Source organism: Paenibacillus sp. GbtcB18, from assembly GCF_019091125.1.
Classification (GTDB): Bacteria; Bacillota; Bacilli; order Paenibacillales; family NBRC-103111; genus Paenibacillus_F; species Paenibacillus_F chitinolyticus.
Genome location: NZ_JAGXJX010000007.1, coordinates 68,196 through 90,524, shown reverse-complemented (window position 1 = coordinate 90,524; position 22,329 = coordinate 68,196). Strand labels below are relative to the sequence as shown.

Annotated in this window: 17 protein-coding genes and 1 pseudogene; 12 read left to right on the top strand and 6 right to left on the bottom strand. The window is 50.6% G+C overall.

From position 1 onward, the window contains the following. Positions 1-463 precede the first annotated feature (463 nt). Together KVT34_RS32990 and KVT34_RS20115 are read right to left on the bottom strand one after the other, a co-directional pair. A pseudogene (locus tag KVT34_RS32990) lies at positions 464-2,329 on the bottom strand (DUF7601 domain-containing protein); the annotation flags it as partial. Positions 2,330-5,725: 3,396 nt separating this feature from the next. After that, positions 5,726-5,989: a hypothetical protein gene (locus KVT34_RS20115; protein WP_217560618.1), complete on the bottom strand. Its 264-nt coding sequence runs from the start codon at positions 5,987-5,989 to the stop codon at positions 5,726-5,728. Between the two features lie 33 nt (positions 5,990-6,022). Between KVT34_RS20115 and KVT34_RS20110 the strand changes: the two genes are divergently transcribed. Together KVT34_RS20110 and KVT34_RS20105 are read left to right on the top strand one after the other, a co-directional pair. Beyond that, positions 6,023-7,093 carry a hypothetical protein gene (locus KVT34_RS20110; RefSeq protein ID WP_217560617.1) on the top strand — a complete coding sequence of 357 codons (1,071 nt, stop codon included), beginning with the start codon at positions 6,023-6,025 and terminating at the stop codon, positions 7,091-7,093. Between the two features lie 293 nt (positions 7,094-7,386). Beyond that, positions 7,387-8,457: an SDR family oxidoreductase gene (locus KVT34_RS20105; RefSeq protein WP_217560616.1), complete on the top strand. Its 1,071-nt coding sequence runs from the start codon at positions 7,387-7,389 to the stop codon at positions 8,455-8,457. A 66-nt stretch (positions 8,458-8,523) separates the two neighbouring features. On the opposite strand, the gene KVT34_RS20100 is transcribed toward KVT34_RS20105, so the two are convergent. The 3 genes from KVT34_RS20100 to KVT34_RS20090 all read right to left on the bottom strand — a co-directional run bounded on the left by KVT34_RS20100 (position 8,524) and on the right by KVT34_RS20090 (position 11,108). After that, entirely contained in the window at positions 8,524-8,895 is a 372-nt protein-coding gene (locus KVT34_RS20100) for a winged helix-turn-helix transcriptional regulator (RefSeq protein WP_217560615.1), read from the bottom strand. A 290-nt stretch (positions 8,896-9,185) separates the two neighbouring features. After that, positions 9,186-9,647, bottom strand: coding sequence for a phage tail protein (locus KVT34_RS20095; protein WP_217560614.1), 462 nt, complete (start codon positions 9,645-9,647; stop codon positions 9,186-9,188). Between the two features lie 264 nt (positions 9,648-9,911). Then, positions 9,912-11,108 carry a macrolide family glycosyltransferase gene (locus KVT34_RS20090; protein ID WP_217560613.1) on the bottom strand — a complete coding sequence of 399 codons (1,197 nt, stop codon included), beginning with the start codon at positions 11,106-11,108 and terminating at the stop codon, positions 9,912-9,914. 206 nt (positions 11,109-11,314) lie between these two features. Here KVT34_RS20090 and KVT34_RS20085 point away from each other — a divergent pair, with 206 nt between their 5' ends. The 8 genes from KVT34_RS20085 (at position 11,315) to trpB (ending at position 19,708) form a co-directional block, all read left to right on the top strand. Continuing rightward, a complete protein-coding gene (locus tag KVT34_RS20085; protein WP_217560612.1) occupies positions 11,315-12,835 on the top strand; it encodes an MDR family MFS transporter in 1,521 nt (506 codons plus the stop codon). Positions 12,836-12,881: 46 nt separating this feature from the next. Then, positions 12,882-13,844 carry a helix-turn-helix transcriptional regulator gene (locus KVT34_RS20080; RefSeq protein WP_217560611.1) on the top strand — a complete coding sequence of 321 codons (963 nt, stop codon included), beginning with the start codon at positions 12,882-12,884 and terminating at the stop codon, positions 13,842-13,844. Positions 13,845-13,866: 22 nt separating this feature from the next. Beyond that, a complete protein-coding gene (locus KVT34_RS20075) occupies positions 13,867-14,619 on the top strand; it encodes an SDR family NAD(P)-dependent oxidoreductase (protein WP_217560610.1) in 753 nt (250 codons plus the stop codon). Positions 14,620-14,935: 316 nt separating this feature from the next. Then, a complete protein-coding gene (locus KVT34_RS20070; protein WP_217560609.1) occupies positions 14,936-15,511 on the top strand; it encodes a class I SAM-dependent methyltransferase in 576 nt (191 codons plus the stop codon). A 67-nt stretch (positions 15,512-15,578) separates the two neighbouring features. Further along, positions 15,579-16,187, top strand: coding sequence for a DedA family protein (locus KVT34_RS20065; protein WP_217560608.1), 609 nt, complete (start codon positions 15,579-15,581; stop codon positions 16,185-16,187). After that, a complete protein-coding gene (locus tag KVT34_RS20060) occupies positions 16,184-16,885 on the top strand; it encodes a response regulator transcription factor (protein WP_217560607.1) in 702 nt (233 codons plus the stop codon). Before KVT34_RS20065 ends, KVT34_RS20060 begins: the two co-directional genes overlap by 4 nt. Continuing rightward, entirely contained in the window at positions 16,878-18,305 is a 1,428-nt protein-coding gene (locus KVT34_RS20055) for a sensor histidine kinase (RefSeq protein ID WP_217560606.1), read from the top strand. The genes KVT34_RS20060 and KVT34_RS20055 overlap by 8 nt, the downstream gene beginning before the upstream one ends. Before the next feature lie 239 nt (positions 18,306-18,544). After that, positions 18,545-19,708: a tryptophan synthase subunit beta gene (gene trpB, locus KVT34_RS20050; protein ID WP_217560605.1), complete on the top strand. Its 1,164-nt coding sequence runs from the start codon at positions 18,545-18,547 to the stop codon at positions 19,706-19,708. Positions 19,709-20,089: 381 nt separating this feature from the next. On the opposite strand, the gene KVT34_RS20045 is transcribed toward trpB, so the two are convergent. Beyond that, a complete protein-coding gene (locus tag KVT34_RS20045) occupies positions 20,090-20,677 on the bottom strand; it encodes a DUF4304 domain-containing protein (RefSeq protein WP_217560604.1) in 588 nt (195 codons plus the stop codon). A 192-nt stretch (positions 20,678-20,869) separates the two neighbouring features. On the opposite strand from KVT34_RS20045, the gene KVT34_RS20040 reads away from it, so the two are divergent. Continuing rightward, positions 20,870-21,235 carry a PadR family transcriptional regulator gene (locus tag KVT34_RS20040; RefSeq protein ID WP_217560603.1) on the top strand — a complete coding sequence of 122 codons (366 nt, stop codon included), beginning with the start codon at positions 20,870-20,872 and terminating at the stop codon, positions 21,233-21,235. Next, positions 21,222-22,259, top strand: coding sequence for an HAAS signaling domain-containing protein (locus KVT34_RS20035; RefSeq protein WP_217560601.1), 1,038 nt, complete (start codon positions 21,222-21,224; stop codon positions 22,257-22,259). The genes KVT34_RS20040 and KVT34_RS20035 overlap by 14 nt, the downstream gene beginning before the upstream one ends. The last annotated feature ends 70 nt before the right edge of the window (positions 22,260-22,329 follow it).

The window sequence follows — 22,329 nt, the reverse complement described above, 5'->3', positions numbered from 1 at the left end:
TCTTTGCGCCGGTGTTTGCGTCTGTAATGATACCATACGGGTCAACGAGCTCCTGGGAAATATTCAATTCCCCGTTTGCCTTCACGTCCAGATCCGCATCCCGTATGAGCGTCAGTTCTTTCCCCGGCACAAATTCGTAACGCACTTCCATTTTGTAGCTCTCCGCGGATAAGCCATCCACAGCAAATGCGCCGTTCGGTTGCAAGTTAAATGCTTTCGGAGCGCCTTTATCATCTACAACATATTGTCCGTTCGCATTCCGCAAATAAATGCGCATCTTGCCGGCGAGTGTGCCGTTCAGCAGCGAAGGCTGCCCTCCAGGCTGTTTCAGGAGCACGACGCCTACAGCTCTAATGTGCGCCGGAACCAGCTCGCCGCCCTTCACATTGCTGTCAACTTCCGCTTTTTGCGTGAAAGTGATCGACTCGTCGACACCATTGATCTTTTTCAAGAAGCTGATCGTATAGTCGCCGCCATACGGCACAGGTTGGAAGTATACGCCGGCGGCGTCAGTTTTGATCATGTACTTCTCGCCATTCGCCTCATTGGTGACGACAACGGCCGCATTCGGAATCACTTCACCCGTTGTATTGTCGCGCAGCACCCCGGTGATTGCCGCCGGCACGGTGGTTACCGTCGTGTTAGCGGTCAATTTCCCTTCCGTCAGACTGTCCGTCTTAGCCGTGATAGGGTGGACCTTAGGCGTTGTTGTGTCCAGCTTCGGCGGTGTATAAGGGATGACTGCTTTGCCTTCCGCATCCGTCTTTGCTTTTACCTCTGTATTATCCGGCAGAGTAAAGACGATCTCGGTGTCCGCAACCGGTTTGCCTTTATAATCGGTCAAAATGGCCGTCAAGCTCGAAGGCGTCTTGCCATCGCCGGGAACAATCTCAGGGTTGGCCGTCAGCGTCAGTTTGCCGGGGAGATACCTCGCATTGATAAATCTCGCTTCGGCTATTTGATTCTCCGTAATCGTGCCGCTATACGTCCGATTCACCGGATCGGTGGTGTAACCGTCGCCCGTATAATCAGTCTGAGTGACGATATAGCTATCACCGCTCGGAATGCCTTCAATGGCGACGGTTTCCCCATGCTTAAGGGTGATCTTATCATCGGACTTGATCGTTCCCTGCGTCCCGTTCGACTTCGTATAGGCGTACGCCACACCTGCAGCGGCATTCGGGAATTGGACCGTAAACTCAAATTCTTTATTCTTGTCCGCCCCGCTGCCTTCCACCGTCTGACCGATTAGCAGGCCGCCGTACACCATCCGCGTGTTGACGACTTCCTCTTTATGGTCGCCCCCATCGGTAATGATGCCGGTTATTTGACCGTCGGGCCAGGTCGTGGTGTAGCCGTCGCCCGTATAATCGCTCTCTTTGACGATGTAAGTTGTATCCTTGGGAATCCCATTGATAACGGCGGTTTCTCCATGCTTGAGGGAGATCTTGCCGTTAGATCCGATGGTTCCCGTCGCGCCGCCCGATGTCTTGTACGTATACGTCTTTCCGGCACCCGCGCCTTCGAAAGTGACGGTGAACTCGAACGCCTTGTTCTTGTCCGCGCCGTTGCCAGCGACCGTCTGCCCGATCGTCAGCTTGCCGGGAAGGTACTTGCTGTTTACGAACCTCGCTTCGGCCGTTTCGTCTGCGACTATGCTGCCGGTACGCGTCAGATTCTCCGGATCAGTAGCATAGCTTTCGTCCGTGTAACCCTTCTGGACGACGGTGTAGGTGATGCTATCCGGGATATCCTTGATGGTGATGGTCCAGCCGCCTTTCAGCTTAACGGTTCCGCCACTGGCCAAGTTGCCGTTTAGGGAGCCGGAATAGGCATAAGACTTGCCATTGCTGAAAGCAATCGTATATTCGAATTCCTTGTTCGGATCTGCCCCTTGTCCCTCTATCGCCGTGACCAGCTTCAAATGGCCGGTCTTCCACACCGGAGTCGGTACAACCAGCGGGTTGGAACTGGTCACCTGCACCCCGTCAACCCAGATGGGATTCCAGGGAGTAGACGCCACTCGCACCTGATAAACCGTCGTGGTCGGCAGATAGGTGATGGGATCGATGTAGGTTTGCTTGAGCACGTAAAGCCCCGCTTTTGCGAACAGGCTAAGCTTGCCGTCCAAACCTGTAGTTCCGCGGGTGACCTCTGTTATGCCGTCGGGCTCATACAGCGTGAATATTACACCGCCAAGCGGCTTCCCTTTAGGGTCGAGCTTGATCAAATCCAGCTTGCCCTGGGTATCCGCGCTGCCGCCCACGTCACTGTTATCAACCGCGTGTTCGCTTTTGGCGCTGACGTTCTTCAGGGTGTCATCGCCCATCAGCTTGATCTCGTTGCCCACCTTCCCGCCGCTAGGCACTTTGGTGACCTCGGTCTGATATACGATCTGATAGAGTTGATTCGGATTCTTCATGTGAAAGATCAGCCGGGTTGCGCCGCCTTCCATGACGGCTTCCACCTTGACCTCGCAGTTCGGGTCGAACAGGTTCAGCGCATCGCCGTCCCTCGTCAGTCCGCCGCTGGGAGTCAGCTTGGCGCGGTACACTGCCATGTCAGGACGCCGCAGCGAGAGGTTCCCGTTCTCGTCCTTGCGCAGCGCCAGCCCCTCGCCAAGTGTATCCTGCAGATAGACGCCATCCTTCACCTCAAAGGGCGGGGTGTAATTCACCGCCCACTCCAGTACTCCGGGATTCGGCTTCGTCACCGATTTGCCCAGCGACTGCATCGGGACAATGACCTTGCGGGTGGCTGCGACCGCGGCGGGCTCATTCCCCCATGTGATGTTCATCTCCGCGGTGTTCGTCATCTCATGCTTTGCTTCGCCGGTTTCAAAGTATTGGCGCAATGCAGCCTCGGTGGGTCTTGCCTTGACCAGAATGACATAAGGACTTTCCAGTTTGGTAAAAGAAAAGGTACCTAAGTTCCCTACAGCTGAAAAGCTCACGAGATTACTCGGGTCGGAAATAAGCGTCCTAGCGCTAACGGTTGCTCCGTAATCTGCCCGGGTCCCTTGATAAATCGCAAAGTCCTGTCCCGCAGAATAAGGAACAAACTCCCAGCCCTGGGGCAGGGTATCGACGAGTTTGATATCGCTGGCAACGTGATTGCCCCCGTGCTTTGCCATCTCCTCGGTCTTTAGGCCGTTCATATTGACCGACAGCCGGAAAGTTACCGTCTTGGTCACTTGATCATAGGCTGCCAGTGTGTATGTTTCGTTAGCGTCGTTTCGGATGTAGCTACCGACATTATTGGGGGTTACGTTCGTCCCGTCGGGTTTGTTCGCATAGAGCATCTCTGCGGCCAGCATCCCACTGTTGATGCGCTGAGAAGGCCGAGTTGAGTCACGTGTCCGGGTGGCACCTTCGAACAAGAACGCCTGGTTATATTCGTCTATGGAATTATTACCCGCGAAGTGCTGCCACTGCGTCATCAGGGAATTAAAAAAGAATGAAGCAGGCGCAGCGGTATTGTACCCGGTGACACGAAGCAAGTCCGCGACAGGCTTCCCATCCTGCGAAAGTGTGTATACCTGATGCGTCAAGCCGTCACTCGACCCAAAGGAACCGGACTGAAACCGCTGGTAGTAGTTCCCTTTCAACTTCAACTGATCCAGGATTCCAGCGTCTATCGCCGGATCGGCCGTAACCTTGGTGAAGTCGATAGACTTCGCATCCCCATACACCAGCAGATCGTACACCGCACCGTCCGGCAGGGCCTCCTGAGGTGTAAGGGTAACCTTCCACGGCAAAGCGCCCGAAGCAAGGGGATCGACACCCGTGCCTACGCTTTTTGTCAGAGTATGGGCGCCAATGGAGACAGTGGCGGTGTCCGACACGGTAGCCTGGTCATTGTGCTGAACGGAGTTTACATCCAGCTTCCATTGGGCGGTGGCCTTGTTGGCGAAGTTGGCTACACTCCCCGCAACTTCGGACACAATGACCAGCCGGATCGGGCCGTTCACTTCTCCGAAATTGTATACATTGTTGGCATCGCGGGTAATCGGCGCTTTCGTCGCCGACCAGTCCTTCAAGGTACTATCCCACGACTGCCATGTGGCCGATCTCCAGGTAAGTCCGGCCGGCAGGGCATCGGTGATGGTGAAGTCTTTCAGCCCTTGTTTGTTGTAGTTCTTGTTGACATCAATCGTCCATGTAATGGTACGCGGGTCGGTAGAACCCGACTGCTTGTCTAACGTGCCGCTCTTCTGAATCCAGTCTGGTTTGAAGGCGACGCGCCACGAATTCGAGGAAAGCAGCTTACTATCCGACGCATCCCTCAGATCCGCCGTATTTAGGACAGTCTGGAACCCGGTACTACCGCTGTTATACTCGTAGTAATACTTGGCCTTGGGAATCCAGGTCTTGAAGGTAATGACCGCCTTGTCCCCGAATCCCGCAGGGAAGGTGTAGGCCAGTGCGCTCGCGGTTCCCCCATCCGGTGTCGCCGCATTGCCGTTAACCTTAAGGGTACCATCCACATAAATTCCTAACTGAGCCGAATCGAGCGTGTCATAAAACTTCAGCCCGTCCAGCGGTTGCGGGATAGCAGGGTCAAACATATCTGTTGCGGAAACTTCCACCCGCCACTCGATCGCTCCCTCTACAAAATCCGGCTCATGGAACCAGCCGTTCTCAGAAGCGTTGCTGTTGGACTTCATGGTGATGTTGTACGCAGGCGTGATCGCGGGGTTTTCGAGCATATAGCCTGCCCCGAAAATATCAATCGGCTTTTGGTCGCCGTAGTTTATGCCCGACACATCCGCCTTCGCGGTGGATTCAAAGCCGAAGGTGACGCTGCTCCCTTGACCGTTAAAAAAACGTTCGTCACCGTCAAACACCACCTTGATGCCCGCTTCGGAGAAATAGGCGGTTCCGATTTTGAAACCCGACTTTTCTTTCAGTGTCATGGTGGCATTCGGCAGAATCACTTCCGCAAAGTAGGCCGCCTTGTCCAGCAAGATATAGTCGCCTTGCAAAATGACCGTGCTGAGATCTACCGTGTTCGGGTCGGCAGCGTCACCCTTCACCGGAATCTTGATGTCGGCCGACTTAAGTGAAAAGGGTTTTCTGCCGTGAATGACATCCCCCGTCTTTAAGACATTCCCGTCCTGTGTGACTTCCAGCGGAAAGGGCGTATTCGCTCCCATGAGCACCGCCGTTTTGTCCGCCGGGTTGGCCGCCAACTTTATGAGATTAGCCGGCACGTCGTACACCGCTCCGGGTACAGATGACGGTTCTCCCGGCAGAGTGTACACCGCCTCAGATACCGAGGATCCCGCTGCCGTGGTCCCCGAGCCGCCCCCCATACTCTCCGCAAATGCGGAAGCTGAGAACGTCACCGTCTGCAAAACAAGCAGCACTGCTAGGCAGAAAGACAGCATTGCTTTACCTAAACTGCGTTTTTGTTTCAATACAAGAATCTCCTCCATTCCCGAAATTGCTGAAATTTTTGGCGACAGCAAGATCATCTGCCCGGTATGACAGTCAAGCGAATAGACATACGGCTATTGCTTGATCCCACCCTTCTGCGTTATCGGAATTTACGAAGTTACCGATGGGAGGATAAGTGCCGCGGGCGTCAGCACGTTGATCATGCTTAGAAATTTTATTCCACCTCCTTCGATCATTTTCGCCACCCGCATACTATAGATGACAAAATACGCCTAGTTTACACAGCGTATCTCAACATTATATTACGAGGGACCTATACAAAATCTCTACAACCCTCGGCAATAGGCGTAAAAACTCAATCCCATCATCACCAGTCTCACCACGACTTCCGGCGTTGGCGGAACCGGTGTCGGTGTCGCCTTCACTTCCGGTGTGGGAGTCGGCGGTGCAGGCTCCGGCTTCTGTTCGACCGGCGTTGGCGTCGACTCCTGCTCATCGTTATTTTGACCCGGCGAAAACGTTATTTGAATAAGCGTCAAAGAGCCGCTATGATGAACACATCGTAGAATTCGGAATGAGTCATTTGCCAAGACTCCATCATCCATGAACGGGGGATCGGACTGATGAAACTTCAATCGCTGTATCATGACTACCTGAATCTAAAATTCAATAAAAACTTACCGTGCCTACTAACGGACGGCTTCGAATACGGCTTGTGTGAGGATGATCGTGCAGAGCTGTTTTTGGCGGGCCGGGAAAGCGGGCCGTTCAGTGAATGGATCTCCGAGTTACAGCCAAGAGACCCCAATTACACGGTGAACCCCGACTGGAAGCCCGTTCTCTTGACCGCTTTTCCACAACTAGACGTATACGACGAACTGATTTTCTATTACCTGTTGTTTACGATCAACACGACAACGTCCATCGTTAAGGTCAACGCGTACAATGAAATGAATGACTTTATGAAAAACCATTGCTTCTTTCAGTTATCTCAATTGTCCGATGTCACCGCACTAAGCGAAGAACAGCGGGAACAGCTTAGGGACTTTTTCTTCTTTTTTTATCTATACACGCACCCGGTTAACGAGGAAACTCTCTACTCCTTTTCATTCCATGGACAAAATATAATTCATACGAAAACCGGTATTAGCGTGGAACGTTATTTTTCAAACTATCATGACTACTACAGTGAAAATTTCGACAGGTATAAGGACCAATTAGACCTGACCTCTCATGAAATCCAAACATGCAAAAACGTCACAATGGAGCTATTAAGCGCAATTGAGGGTAAATCCAAGCTGATGATGCCGCACGAGGAAGGGTTAGAGGATGTCTTGCAGGGGATCAATAACGTCGATACGTTGATCCATACTTACGCGCAAAACAGAACGGAGCTGTTTAACGTATTGGCGGAGTTTCTCTCTGATCACCGACCCAGCCCTTATCGCGACCATTGTTTCAAAACGCTGCTCCAGAATTATGTTGCGTATATCCTTTATTTTGACTTTGACGAGATTAACGAGCTGGTGGATTATTTCAAAGCTACCCGTTTATGGTGCGAAAAGATCATCAACGCCATTTTTACCGATGCCATCTTTATTCAGAAAATACTACGGCAGAATCTTATAGATCTAGCGGAGTATAGAAATGTAACGGAATTTTTCGGCGAGAGGGCAAGGGAGATTTATTTGTAGGTTAGACGAAACGAACTGCTTTGGCCATAGGAGTAACTCTCGAAACCGTTGCCGGGGTAACGAATTTGATTCAAACCATGGAGCAAATGCTCCTTCGCCTGACAAGTCAGAACCGGATCGATATTCTCGTTAATAATGCCGGTACAGGAACTTCCAAGCAAGATGGAGGAGCTGTTTTCATTAGCTTCCAGGCCCGTACGTTACTTTCAAGTGCTTATGTGATCTCAAAGTGCGTACTTCTCAGATTCCTTCTTCCCTCTCATAATAACCACTATAAGAAGGAGGAGAGCCCTATGGAACCAGAAGAAAACCTATCACGTAAAACCGCTCTTGTCATTGGAGCTAACGGAGTAATCGGAGGGAATCTCATCCAGCATTTAATGACGCTCCCCGAGTGGGATATTATCGGAGTTTCTCGACGCGGCGGAGAGGATACCCCCGAGGTGCGGTATGTGGCGGTTGATCTGCTAAATGAAGAGGATACCCGGGATAAGCTCGGCAAGCTAACCGAAGTCACTCATATCTTCTACGCGGCTTATCAAGATCGCCCAACTTGGGCCGAACTGGTTCCACCCAACTTGGCCATGCTCGTGAACGTGGTTAATGCGATCGAACCGATCGCTCCTAAACTGCAGCATATCAGTCTCATGCAAGGTTATAAGGTGTACGGGGCGCATCTCGGTCCCTTCAAGACACCTGCGCGGGAAACGGATGCCCATCATATGCCGCCGGAGTTCAACGTTGACCAGCAGCAATTCCTCGAACAACGGCAGCCGGGCAGCAAGTGGACTTGGTCGGCCCTTCGTCCGTCGGTCGTTTGCGGGTTCGCATTGGGCAATCCGATGAACCTGGCCATGGTTATCGCGATTTATGCTTCCATGTCTAAAGAACTCGGCCTGCCGCTCCGTTTTCCCGGGAAGCCGGGCGCCTACCACAGCCTGCTGGAAATGACCGATGCAGGCCTGCTGGCTCGGGCGACTGTATGGGCGGCAACAGATGAACGCTGCGCGAATCAGGCCTTTAACATCACGAACGGAGACCTGTTCCGCTGGAATGAGCTTTGGCCGAAGATTGCGACATTTTTCGAGCTTGAGACAGCCCCTCCGTTACCGATGTCTTTGGATGTGGTCATGGCCGACAAGGAGACGTTGTGGAACACCATGGTGAAGAAATATGATTTGGCGAATAACAGCTTCCAAGACGTTTCCTCCTGGCGGTTCGGGGACTTCGTATTCTCCTGGGATTATGACTTTTTTGCCGACGGCACCAAAGCGCGTCGTTTTGGCTTCCATGACTTCATCGATACGGAACAGATGTTTATGGACATCTTTGAAGACTTCCGTAAGCGCAAGGTAATTCCGTAATTTAGCGATCAACGCACAAAACCGGTTCCTCACGTCCAGGAACCGGTTTTTTCTATCTTGTCTATCTCACTCTTCAGATTGCGGCGGTTCGAATAACACCCTTCCCTTATCGCCGTATACCTTTTCAATATGCATATCGCCCCATTTGCACATGAGATGAAGGATATCCTTCAGGCCCCAGCCGTAGGCCGTTAACTCATACTCGACTCTCGGCGGCACTTGGTTATAAGAAATACGGGACACTATCCCGTCCTCCGCCAGCTCCTTTAACTGCTGGGTCAGCACTTTTTGCGTTACCGCCGGCATCAGGTTCATCAGCTCGCCATTGCGCTTTTTACCGAACGTGAGATGAAACAAAATAACCGGCTTCCACTTGCCCCCCATCACTTCGAGAGTGGCTTCCACCGCAGTGTTGTAGGTTTTTTCTGATTCCTGCATAGCTTTGGATCGCCTCCCACCATGTAACTTCGAAACCTTTCTTTACCTCGCTGCATTTTTAGCGGTCTTGCTGAGAGAAACCCGTGATAGCTATTCTCTTATCTTAACTAGGAATGAATCCCCCTCATTATACTAGATCTGATTAGAACTTCAATTTCCTGCTTTACCGCTGCCTATGATACGGTTCCACGCGGAGAGGCTCCGGCAACGAAACGCCAAAAAGAGGGAATGCGCACTCCCCTCTCTTCGTTATGAGCTTATTGACACAGCCGTTCCCGCTTTCGCTTCCTTTAATATTCTCCTTTAATTACAAAAAACGATCCCCGAATGGTTCCGGCTAGTTTAGATTTCTGCCTGGCAAACTTAAACTTCCCTTCCAGCTCCTGCGGGACCTCCATCCCTTCGGAAAGCTTAAAACCGACGGCCCGCTTCTTAGGATTATCTACCGTATACATGACATTCAGCGCAAGCCCGTCTTCATAAAAAACGTAGGTAAATAGGATATTTTCCACTTGAAAACGCGACGTTTCCAAAGGTTTGGCCGCAAACTCGATATCACGTTCTTTCAAAATCCGGTTCACATAATCAAGGTTCTCCTGACTTTCGCCGGCGGGTACAACCGTAAATTCATGCTTGTATTTGTTCATAAAATAACGGGCTTCATTGGCACGTAATCCGGCTAGCGCTTCCGCCACAGGTGAAGACTCCAAACCAACCGTAGACACCTCTTTAAAATCAACCATATACGACATTTAAATCTCTCCTTTTATCTCATTATTTCCAAAAAAATTTGCCGTTATGATAAGGTTCACCGCACCGTCCTCATAGACCTGCATATCACCAACATAAATTAATCGGTTGTACCTGATATAACGAGGTTCAGTTCGTATGCGCCTCAGCGACAAAACAACAATGAGATAGACTCACCGTTAGTTCATTATGCCGTCGCAAAAAAATAAGCTCCTGCCGAAATTAATCGGGGGAGCTTATTTCCATGACCTTCCATCGGATCAAATTCATTGGTAACTATGAGTTTGATTTTTAAATTCGAAAATCTCATCCACGGCTTGACGATATCCGCCGGATTTTCGAAAAGATTCGCCGATATGTGCAACGGCTTTTTGAAAAGATGGGAGACTTAGCACTTGATCGACGGCTTCACGCAGTTGATGTGCAGTCAATCCTTGCATTTGTAGGGCAAGGCCTGCTCCGATTTTAGCGACTTGCGCCGCAACCATCGGCTGATCGGCATTTTGAGGGATGACAACGAGCGGGACCCCGTTATAGAGACCTTCATGGGTGCTGTTCATTCCGCCGTGTGTGATAAATAACTTCGTGTACTGCAAAACTTCCGTTTGCGGCACGTAATTTTTGACGATGAAATTATCAGGTATTTCCCCCAAATCGGAAATTAGGGTGTTATTCCCCACAGACATGACAATCGTATTCTCCGTGTTCCCGAACGCCTCGAAACAAAGCTTATAGAAATCAATCGCCTGGTTAAAAACGGTGCCCAATGAAATGTAAATCGGGTCTTTCCCTTTGATTGCGGACAGGTCGAAATTGTTTTGGGCCGGCCGCGACGAGAGGGACGGACCGACAAATTTATACGTTTGGTCGAATTTCTCCTCATTCGTTTGAAAGTCCCTTGTTGTATATACGATGGTAAACGGAGCCGGATTACAAAACACCTCATAAGGAGTACGGACCTCTACACCGTATTTTTCGCTCACCGTTTTCGTCAGGCTTTGAAACCGTTCAACGATTTCTTCGGGGGTTTTTACGGGAGGCGGTTCCAGGAGGGCATCGAACGTTTCTTCGATATGCGCAAAAGAAGTACAAGAACTGATGGCGGGAAGCTTAAGAATCTGAGCGAGCATCCGCCCGCATCCGAACATGGAATCATGGATCATGTAATCAAAATGCTCCCCTCGGATCTGCTCGAGGACGGTCGGGATGACTACATCCGCCGTAAGCAAAAGACCGATGGCTCTTTCGAGCACATAGTCTTTTCCACCGGAAGTAAAGGCTTCTATAAATTGTTGATCGTCAATAGTTCGTACCGAAGCCCCCGTCTTCTCTATTCGGTCCCGGTAAGCCCCTATACAGAAGTACACCACCTCTTCTCCACGCGAAACAAGCTCCTGGACAACGCCAAGCGTCGGATTGATATGTCCCTCTGATCCGGCATTAATAAATAACACTCGCGCCATTTCTATCACTCCTTAGGTTACGGTTCTAAATCGTGTAAGAGCAACGCCTTCTGTGAAAATAATGGAAACAGGTCTATCATATTACAATTTTTTGGAAATCTCAAAACTTTTCTTCCCTGACACACAGATGTCAACAAGGGTAGCTTATGATGATCTCAGATGATTGTTCAGCAATCAATTCAGGTACATGAAAGGAATGGGAGTGTATGAGAAACAAACTGTCCGCAATCGTTGGAGGCCTGCTGCTTGCAATTCTGATGGCATCCATGGACAACACGATTGTATCCACGGCGATCGGCACGATCGTCGGAGAGATGGGAGGACTCGACAAGTTCGTCTGGGTCACCACAGCGTATATGGTTACAGAGATGGCCTGCATGCCGATCTTCGGCAAGCTGTCCGATATGTATGGGCGCAAACGTTTTTTCATCTTTGGGATCATCGTGTTTATGATCGGTTCCGCGTTGTGCGGAATAGCGCAATCCATCGTAGAGTTAAGCATCTATCGGGCCGTGCAAGGGGTCGGAGCCGGGGCGATGGTGTCCATTGCGTTCACGATATTGTTCGATGTCGTGTCACCCAAGGATCGCGGAAAGATGATGGGAGCATTCGGAGCGGTGTTCGGTTTGTCCAGTGTGCTTGGTCCGCTGCTCGGCGGGTACATCACCGATCACCTCAATTGGTCGTGGATTTTCTACATCAATCTGCCGCTGGGCTTCATTGCCTTGCTGATGGTTGCCTTGTTCTACAAAGAATCGGCAGAGCATTCGCAGCAAAAAATCGACTGGGCGGGTTCTATTCTTCTCGTAGGGACTGTCGTCTGCTTTATTTTCGGGCTTGAGCTGGGCGGCAAAACATATGCCTGGGATTCCCCGCAAATTATCGGACTGTTCGCCGGATTCGCGGTTCTTGCTTTCCTGCTTGTCCTGGTCGAGAAAAAAGCCGCGGAACCGATCATCTCGTTCGGCTTGTTCCGCAGCAGACTGTACACGACGAGCAATCTGGTCGCCATGCTCAGCGGAGCGGCATACATGACAGCGGCGATTTTTATTCCGATCTACGTGCAGGGCGTGCTTGGCGGTTCCGCCTCCAATTCGGGGTTGACCTTATTGCCGATGATGGTGGGTTCGGTTGTCACCGCGACGCTTGGCGGATTTCTGATGACGAAACTGCAATACCGGACAATCATGATAGGGACGCTGGCGATGCTGCTGACAGGCCTTGCCCTCCTCTCACAAATTACGGTAGAATCTTCTCGACTTGCGATTACGGGGATTATGATTCTGATCGGTCTCGGGATCGGCGCTTCCTTCTCGGTATTAAGCACTTCTGTGCTTCATTCGTTCCCTGCGGCGCAGCGCGGGGCGGCAAGCTCGACATTGAATTTCAATCGCTCGCTCGGCATGGCGCTAGGCATCACTATTTTCGGGATGATACAAAGCCACAGCTTGCTCTCGAAGCTCACCGAATCGCTTGGCAAGGGCGACATCGCGGTCCCGGGTGACTTGAACTTAAGCGATCCCCATTCGCTGCTGAATCCGGCGTTTCGACAATCCGTCGATCCTCAGCTTCTTGATATCGTTACCGCCGGGCTGTCGGGCTCCATCGGAACAACCTTTGCCTGGAGCCTCATTCCCGCTGTTTTGGCGCTGGTTGCGGCATTCCTGATGACGAAGGATAAAATGGCCCCCGCTGCCGAAGGCGAAGAATTCGCCGCCGCACACTAATTCATCTATCGGCAAGCTGCAGTAGGCCGACTTAGGAGAGATGACCATGAAGCTTGAACGGTTAATGACCATTACGATTTTGCTGCTCAACCGAAAGCGGGTACAAGCGCAGGAATTGGCGGACCAGCTTGAAGTGTCTCTGCGCACCATTTATCGCGATCTCGATTCTCTCGGTCAAGCCGGCATTCCCATCGTCTCCTATACCGGCATGGAAGGCGGTTATGAGATTATGGACAGCTTCCGGCTGGACCGGCAGCTGCTGTCCTTCGATGAGCTGACCGCCCTCTCCACTGCGCTTCGCGGTCTTGAGTCTACGAGGGCCTACGACCGTTCGAATATGGATCTCCTCCTCAGCAAAGTTGGGGCAATGGTGGCGCAAGCCGAGCAGGGCCGGGCAGGAGAAGGAGACCGTATTCATATAGATTTTACCCCTTGGAAAAATAGCGAAGAGGACCAAAGCCGGTATAATTCGCTTCGCCAAGCCGTAAATGACCGGAAGCTCATCCGATTCAGATACACGAGCAGAACGGGCGATGAACAAAAACGCGAGGTAGAGCCGATGGCGCTCGTGCTCAAGAACTACGCGTGGTACCTTCACGGCTATTGCCGCTTGCGCGGTGATTATCGCATCTTCAAGCTGACGCGTATTCGGGAATTGGACATTCAAACCGGCACCTTCATTCGTCGAGCGGAGTCGCTAGCGCAGCTAAATGACAGGTGGAAGAAACCTGAGATACACGAGGCAAATGAGGCGATTGCAGTTGTTCTTCAATTTAAAGCATCGGCTGCCGTGTCCGTGATGGACCATTTTGATGAGAAGGATATTGAACGGCTGCCGGATGGACAGCTTATTGTGCGAATGACCTACCCGAGTGAACGTTGGCTGATCCGTACCCTATTTCATTATATGACGGATGTTAAGGTGCTTGAGCCCGCTTCTATTGCCGCAAAAGTGAGGCAGACTGCTCTGGATATTGCCGGACAGTATGGCGTGTCGGATACGAAATAAGTTCAGAGAGGGAGGTTTGCTTATGATGTCCTTAGACGGAAAAGTAGCGATTGTTACAGGGGGCGCCCGGGGGATCGGAAGAGCGACGTGCATTCAGTTGGCTAAACAGGGAGCGAAGATTGTTGTCAACGACTTCGGAAATGAGTTGGCCGCCGAATCTGTCGTGTCCGAGATTGTGGCGGATGGCGGCGAGGCCGTGTCGATTCCGGGGGATGCCCGCAGTGCGGGACAAATGGAACGGCTCGCGGAAGCCGTGAAGCACGCATTCGGGCGCATTGATGTTCTCGTATGCAATGCGAGTAACGGCGCTGCAGCCGCGACCTTTGCCGAGCTCTCTTGGGAATCGTTCGAACGGCAGCTGACCGATGAATTGAAGGCGGCATTCGAGCCGACGAAGGCAGTTCTCCCCACGATGACGGCACAGCAATTCGGCCGGATCATTTATCTGTCCGGCACGGATGGCAAAGATCCTACCCCTCAATATATCGCATTCGGTACGGCCAAGGGCGGGCTCGATACGTTTGCGCGATATATTGCGCAAGAATTCGGCCCTTACGGGATCTCGGCAAATGTCGTCGCTCCCGGCTTCGTCAGAACCGATGAGACTTTTATGATCTCGGAGGAAGAGGCTCGCGTGATAGGCAGCTTCACGCCACTGAGCCGGATCGCCGAACCGGAAGATGTGGCGGGAGTGATTTCTTTTCTCGCCGGAGACGGCGCGCGATTCCTGACGGGAACATACACGCCCGTTACCGGCGGGCTTATCATGGAGTGAGCCTCTCCGCACCATCTGAAAGTTTGCGGGAAACCGTTAATCCCGGCTTGCTCCTTGCTTCAGGAGGGACCTGCATAAACACTCGATACCAACCTCATGATGCGATTGCCTCGCACGGGAGCCTTTTAAGGCTCCTTTTTTGTATGGTATATGGCGGCAAATTCGCCTGGGGAAGACATGTCCTTAAAGTAGGGGCATGTCTTTTTTCAATAGATCTTAAGAAAATCTTTATGGTTTACGGACGTAAATGCTAATAACTTTTCGGTACGATAAGGCAAGTAATCGACAAAGTACATTTAAGGAGCTGAAATGAACGATGTTGACCAACACCTTTACAAAAACCAAGATCACCGATAGATGGCGTTTCCTTAAAAAATTTATCCAAAATCCCCACGACGTCGGGAGTATTGTCCCAAGCTCGAACAGATTGACGCAAAAAATGCTGGAGCCCGTACCCTGGAATCATGTGCACACGTTAGTCGAACTGGGAGCGGGAACAGGGGTATTCACCCAAATGATTTATGACCTGGTTCGACCGGATTGCCAAGTCGCCGTCTTTGAGAAGGAAGAGGAGATGAGAGAATTACTCAAGCGAGAGTTCCCCGGATTCCATCTGTTCTCCAACGCGCTGGAGCTTAAGGACAGCTTGAGCAGCATTGGAGCGGACCGAGTGGATTGTATCGTCTCCGGGCTGCCTTTCGCCAACTTTTCTCAAGTAGAGCGGGAGAAGATCATCCGGCAAGTTCGCGAGACATTAAGGGAAGACGGATTGTTCATTACCTTCCAATATTCGCTGCAGATGAAAACCATGCTGGAGGCGGCGTTCGACGAGGTAAACATCTCGCTTGTTCCGTGGAACATCCCTCCGGCCTTCGTCTATACATGCAAATAAATGCCGCTATCTTAAAATTTCCTTTTTTTCTTTTATTTGTGATTAAATTAGAATTGGGGGAGACATCGTGAGCGTAGATTCCATACTCGATGCCATTCATCACTTCGGTTATTTCGCGCTCTTTTTCTCGTTATGGCTGGGCATAGTCGGGATGCCGATACCTGATGAAGTGGTTGTCATGACCGGAGGAATGGTCGGTTCGCTGCACTTGCTGGAGACGGTTCCGGCTTATATGATCACTTACCTGGGAGTCGTGTCCGGGTTATCATTAGGTTATATTTTAGGCAGGGTGATGGGTCCGCTCGTCGTCGAGTGTCTGCGCAAGAAGAAAAAGATCGCGCCCTACATTCAAAAATCCGACCGGCTGCTTGAGAAATACGGGTCTTTCGCGCTGGCGATCAGCTACTGTTTTCCGGTAGTTCGTCATGTTCTGCCTTACTTGGCGGGAGTCAATAAAATGCCGTTCCCTAAATACGCGATGATATCCTACTCGACCGGACTGCTGTGGACGACGATTTATTTTATGATCGGTTATTTTTTTGGAGGCAACATCGAGCGGATAGGAAATAACGTGTATAAATACGGGTATTACGGGCTGGCCGCAGTCGTTATTCTCTTGATCGGTGCCGTCATTATCCAAGCCATTCGTAAAAAGAAGAAGGTGTGTTCCGAATGAAGAACGGGAAAGGGGCCTCCGTACTAATCATTGACGATGAGCCGGAAATTCGCGACATTGTCCAGATTTTTCTCAACAATGAAGGCTACGAGGTCATGGAAGCCGAAGACGGGGCCGCGGGTTTGGAGCTGCTTCGAAAGAGGGAGTTCGATCTGATCATTTTGGATGTGATGATGCCGAGGCTCGACGGGATCCAGGCCTGCATGCAAATTCGGCAAACCCGGAATACCCCCATTATTATGCTCTCCGCCAAGAACGAAGACATCGACAAAATATTGGGCTTAACGAGCGGAGCGGACGATTATTTATCCAAGCCGTTTAATCCTTTGGAGCTTGTCGCCCGAGTCAAATCGCAGCTGCGTCGAGTCCGGATGAGCGAGACCCAGGATAAGCGGCAGCCGCTAGAGCTCAGCATTGGGGATTTGGTCCTGAATATCCCCCGCCACCAGGTAACGATCAAAGGAAAGGACATTTCTCTTACCCCGCTGGAGTTCGATATTCTGGAGCTGCTCGCGACGCACCGGGGGCACGTGTTCAGCGTGGACAAAATTTACGAAACGATCTGGAAGGACCCTGCGCTGCAATCCGACAAAACGGTCATGGTGCATATCCGGAATCTTCGCGAAAAACTCAAAGACAATCCCCGGGAGCCCAAATATATTAAAACCGTCTGGGGAGTAGGTTATAAAATTGATTAAGCTCAATAGACCCGGTTGGATCAAAAGTCTGCAAGTAAAGCTAATGCTGGCTTTCGGAGCGGCCCTTGTGCTCACGACGATTCTGAGCCTGCTCTTCGACTATGTGACGCGGGAATCGCGCAAGGTCTATTTCACCAGTTTTGAATCAAGCAAACAGAACGTCAATCAGCTCTTGAGCGAAATGGAACGGCAAATACCCGCGCTCTCCGGTCCGGAGGGGATCGATCCGCTGCTAAAGCACGAGAGCGAAGCCAGCCGGCTGCGCATTCTGCTTTCCGATATGCAAGGGACTATCGTCTATCATTCCCCATCGGTTACAGAGGATAAGATCGATTTATACCAAATTATCTATGAGCAAAGGGAGACGGAGAATCAGCCCGAGCCCGGCAAGATGTATACGGCGATTACACCTATCCAATATCAGGGTCAGAAGCTGTTTCTTGTCGTGTCGGGGCCGCTCTTTGCAGAACAAGGTTATCGATATGAGAATCCTCGTCTGTACAGCTCGCTTATGTTTTTGCTGTTATTCCTGCTGCTGTTTTATTGGTTCACCTTCAGCAAAATGAAAGAAATCCGGACCATGAGCAGAGGAGTCCGGCAAATTGCCGAGGGCAAGCTGTCCATACGACTGCCGGTCAAAAGCAAGGATGAGCTCGGGACCCTCACCGCAAGCATCAACGAGATGGCCGGACAGCTGGAAGAGATGATCGCCAAAGAGCGGTTGACCGAGCAAGCCAAGAGCGAGCTTATAACGAACATCTCTCATGACTTGAGGACTCCCCTGACGAGTATTATCGGCTATTTAACCGTCCTGATCGAACACCCCGAGACAGGCGGCGTGCTGAAGAATTACGTCCATAGTGCGCTGAACAAATCCAACCAGCTTAAAAAATTAATCGACGATTTATTCGAGTACACACGGCTTACAAGCAATCAGGTGGATCTGGACAAAAGCCGGGTGGATCTGGTGGGGATGCTGCATCAGATCATCATGGAATTTCTTCCGCTCGCCGAGCAGCACCAGGTCAGAGTGAACAGCACGCTGCCCGATCGGAAAGTGGAGGTAGTTATCGACGCAGACAAAATCGTCCGGGCCGTCGATAACTTGTTAACCAATGCGCTCAAATTCAGCGTAAAACCGGGCAGCATCGATATCGTACTGAATGCGGACCACCCCTGGGCCGTACTGTCTATCGCCAATAACGGCTTAGCCATTACGCCTGAGCAGGAAAAAAGGTTGTTCGACCGGTTCTATAAAGCCGACGAATCGAGGAACGATCACCGGATGCCGTACGGCTCGGGTCTCGGCCTTTCGATTGCACAGAGTATCGTGCAGCTCCATGAAGGAGATATCTGGCTGCGACGAACCGGATCGTACTATGAATTTTTTATTCGAATTCCATGGCCGTCCTCGCATTAGCCGACTCCGCTGCATCATCCTACTTAGGCGTTTGTATTTCACGAAATGATCCGTAGGTACAAACGCTTTTCGCTGCAATTTTTTCCGGAAAACTTGCTGTCATTTATGATACGATTCTCCGTATCACTCCAAGGGCGAATTTCTTCAAAGTTATTTAATGTTGACAAGATTTTTGCCGCTTTCTGTGATAGCATAGAAATGAATTGGTCATTATCCAGCTAAATGGAGGCGGTTTCACAATGATTCAAGAGAACTTGAGAGAAGGATACTTTGGTGAGTTCGGAGGCAGCTTTGTACCGCCAGATTTGCAGGAAGTGCTGGATTATTTGAGCACTCAATTCAACAAGTACAAGGATGATCCCGAATTTAATGAAGAGTTCCGATACTATTTAAGAGAATATGTGGGTCGTGAAAATCCGCTAACCTACGTCAAACAATTAACGGATGCGTGGGGCGGAGCTAAAATTTACTTAAAACGCGAAGATCTTAATCATACCGGTGCACACAAAATCAATAACGTGATCGGACAAATTCTGCTTGCCAAACGGATGGGCGCCAAACGAGTGATTGCCGAAACCGGAGCAGGACAGCACGGTGTTGCAACTGCGACGGCATGCGCCATGTTTAACATGGACTGCGTGATCTACATGGGAGCGGAAGATACGCGCCGTCAAGCTTTAAACGTATTCCGGATGGAGCTGCTCGGGGCTACTGTCGTACCCGTTGATAAAGGACAAGGCCGATTAAAAGACGCGGTAGACGAGGCGCTGAACGATTTAGTCCAAAACTATCAAAACACGTTCTATTTACTCGGTTCAGCTGTGGGTCCGCATCCTTTCCCGACGATGGTCAAACACTTTCAATCCATCGTCAGCGAGGAATCGAAGCGACAAATCCTGGAGAAAGAGGGGCGTCTTCCCGATGCGGTAATTGCCTGCGTCGGCGGAGGAAGCAATGCGATCGGCGCTTTCGCGCACTATTTGGACGAGCCTTCAGTGCGGTTAATCGGCGTAGAACCGGATCAAGCGGCAACGCTAACTCAAGGTGTTCCAAGCCTGATCCACGGCTTCAAATGTTTAGTCCTGCTTGACGAGCAAGGGAATCCCAAGCCGACATATTCGATTGCCGCAGGCCTTGATTACCCTGGAATTGGACCGGAGCACAGCCATCTGAAGGTAACTGGGCGTGCTGAATACGTGACAATTAGCAACGAGGAAGTATTAGCGGCATTCCAAGAGTTGTCCCGTACGGAAGGTATTATACCTGCGCTCGAAAGCGCGCATGCGGTAGCCTACGCTAAGAATCTGGCGCCAACGATGAGCAAGGACCAAATTATTATCATTAATTTGTCCGGACGCGGAGATAAGGACGTCGAACAAGTATTCCATATGCTGAAAAAATAATTACCGATATGCCAGAAAAAGCAGCTGCTGCAGTGAACAATGCAGGCTGCTTTCTTTTTTGGGTTAACTTCTTAGACCCTCAATCCTGTACAGTACAGAAACCATCTTCTTCAGAGTGCCTAACCTTTTTAAAATTGTTCTTTGCACGGGGTACCTTTTACGGAAGGCCCTGACTTTGTTCATTAGTGTCATGCATTCTTTGGCCCTGTCATTTTATCCGTTCGGTAGTTTTTCTCCCAGCGCTATCAAATGTGATCAGAGCTGAATGCCGAATTGCCCCCTTACGAGCGGCAATTAGGCTTAAAGGCGTTATTCTTGCATGCCCATACCGCTAGCCGAAAAGGCTTAGGAATGCAAGCGACTGACACACCTCATCTGAGCTTATAGCTCCTCGAATTCCACTCCATATGTATTGAAGATGGACTTGTATTTATTTTCGAATATGGTCCATCGATTTTCTGCTCCGTACTTTTCCCGCAAAGCTTTCAAATATTGTTGGGCGGCGGCTGTGTCATGGGATTGCAATAGCAAATGGAAGCTCTCTTCGCCCAGATGTAGGAACGGACCTGACGTGTAATAATCCACAATGGATCTGGCACTGGTCATTGTATCATAGAAATGAATAACTTCTTCCAATCCGCTTAGCAGCGTTTTTCTCAAATCATCCATATTCGTATCGGGAGTGATTGCGAATCGATCCGGAACAGCCCGGGCAATTTCTCCGATTCTTGCTCTGAAGTGACACTCCGCTTCCTGAGGCGCCGTCACAATCTCTTTCGATTGGATCTGCGCTAACTCCGCCGCATAAATACCGCAGTTCACATAAAACATGACATTGTCCGCGGAATTTCCAGAGGATTTTTGGAAATTGAATAGGTAAATGAGGCCTTCGGTTGTTTTGCTGAAATTCAAACTCTTCCTTGCGAAGCCATGCTCAGTAAGGAACGGCTTTACATCCTGCTTGATCATATCGTTAAAGAGCTGCTGCAACTTGGTCCCTCCTTAGAAGATCTTCAATCTTTTCCCCATATCGTATCACATAAAAATCATGGGCAGGGAACATCCAAATCCAGGGCATAGAGATCAATTGAAATTAAATTATACTGTATCATTTACAATAGTGTGTGACACACAGTATAATATTTTCCAGGAGCTGATCATATGGCTGATGTAAACGAAACGATAACGGGTTTATTAAGCGAGCTGCGGCGAGGCACGATTGTCATTGGCGTGCTCAGTCAATTGTCCGAACCGCGGTATGGCTATTCTCTCGTACCCTTATTGGAGGAAAAAGGAATTGCCGTCGATCCCGGCACCTTGTACCCTTTGCTTCGCAGACTGGAAAAGCAAGGGCTGCTCGAAAGCACATGGGATACAAATGAATCGCGCCCCCGTAAATACTATTTGCTCAGCCCTTTCGGGAAGAAAGTATATGAGGGGCTGTTCCAAGAGTGGCGCAAGCTAGTCGCCAACATGGATGGTATTTTGACTGATCTTGGAGGAGGAGAGCAGCATGGAGATCATTGACCGTTATATTTATGCGGTGACGCAGCGTCTGCCTGAGCAGCAAAGAGTGGATATTAAACAGGAATTGCAAAGCCTGATTGAAGATATGCTGGATGAGCGCATGCCGACCGGTCAAGCATCTAAAGAGGATGTCGAAAGCGTGCTGCTTGAGCTGGGCCCTCCGAATGAGCTGGCCGCGAAGTATCGCGGGTACGAGCGTTACTTGATCGGTCCGATGCTGATTGACGCTTACTTGACTACGCTAAAAATTGTGTTGGCCTCGATTGTTATAGGACTAACCGCTGTTTTCATCATCGATACATTCCTCTCACATTCGGCGAAGCTAGACCCGGTTACAAGCTACCTGGCCTCCCTAGTTACGGGTGCTGCACAAGGATTCGCTTGGGTCACCGTAGTATTCGCTTGGATGGAGTACAGGCAGCGCGCCGGTAACGACAGCGGGAATAAAGAGTGGAAGCCCTCCGATTTACCGCTGATTCCGGACGCAAAGTTAAAAATTAATAGGAGCCGGCCCATCTTAAGCATCTTTTTTACCATTGCGGTTATGGTGATCTGTCTCTATTTGACCGATCTGATCGGGATTTGGAGAAACCGCGACGGCGTGTTCACGAGTGTTCCGTACCTGGACAACGATGTATTCCGACACTATTGGCCGCTTCTGTGGATCGTGGCCGCCCTTTCCATTACGAAGCAAATCGTCCGAATTGTCGTGCGTTACAGATCGGGCAAACTGCTGGCTTTCCATATCGTCATGACGATTATTACAACGATGCTTGTGTGCATCATGCTTTCGGATCAAACTCTATGGAATCCCCACTTCATCCGGGATTTGACGGTCTCGAACCTTATGCCCGCCGAAGGAGATAACTTCCAAAATCTAGCGTCGACCTGGCCCAGGGTGAGCGAATGGCTCATAAACGCCATCGTGTTGGTTGCACTCCTCAATATCATAAGAGAGTCCCTTGCCTGGTACCGGGCAAAATCATCGTCCTCTCCCACCCCACAAAAAAAGCCGCTTGTGTAACGGCTCGGGCTGCTAGGCCCCCCACTTTCCGTTTGTGGCCGGATAAGGAGGGGGCTCGGCAAATTCCCGA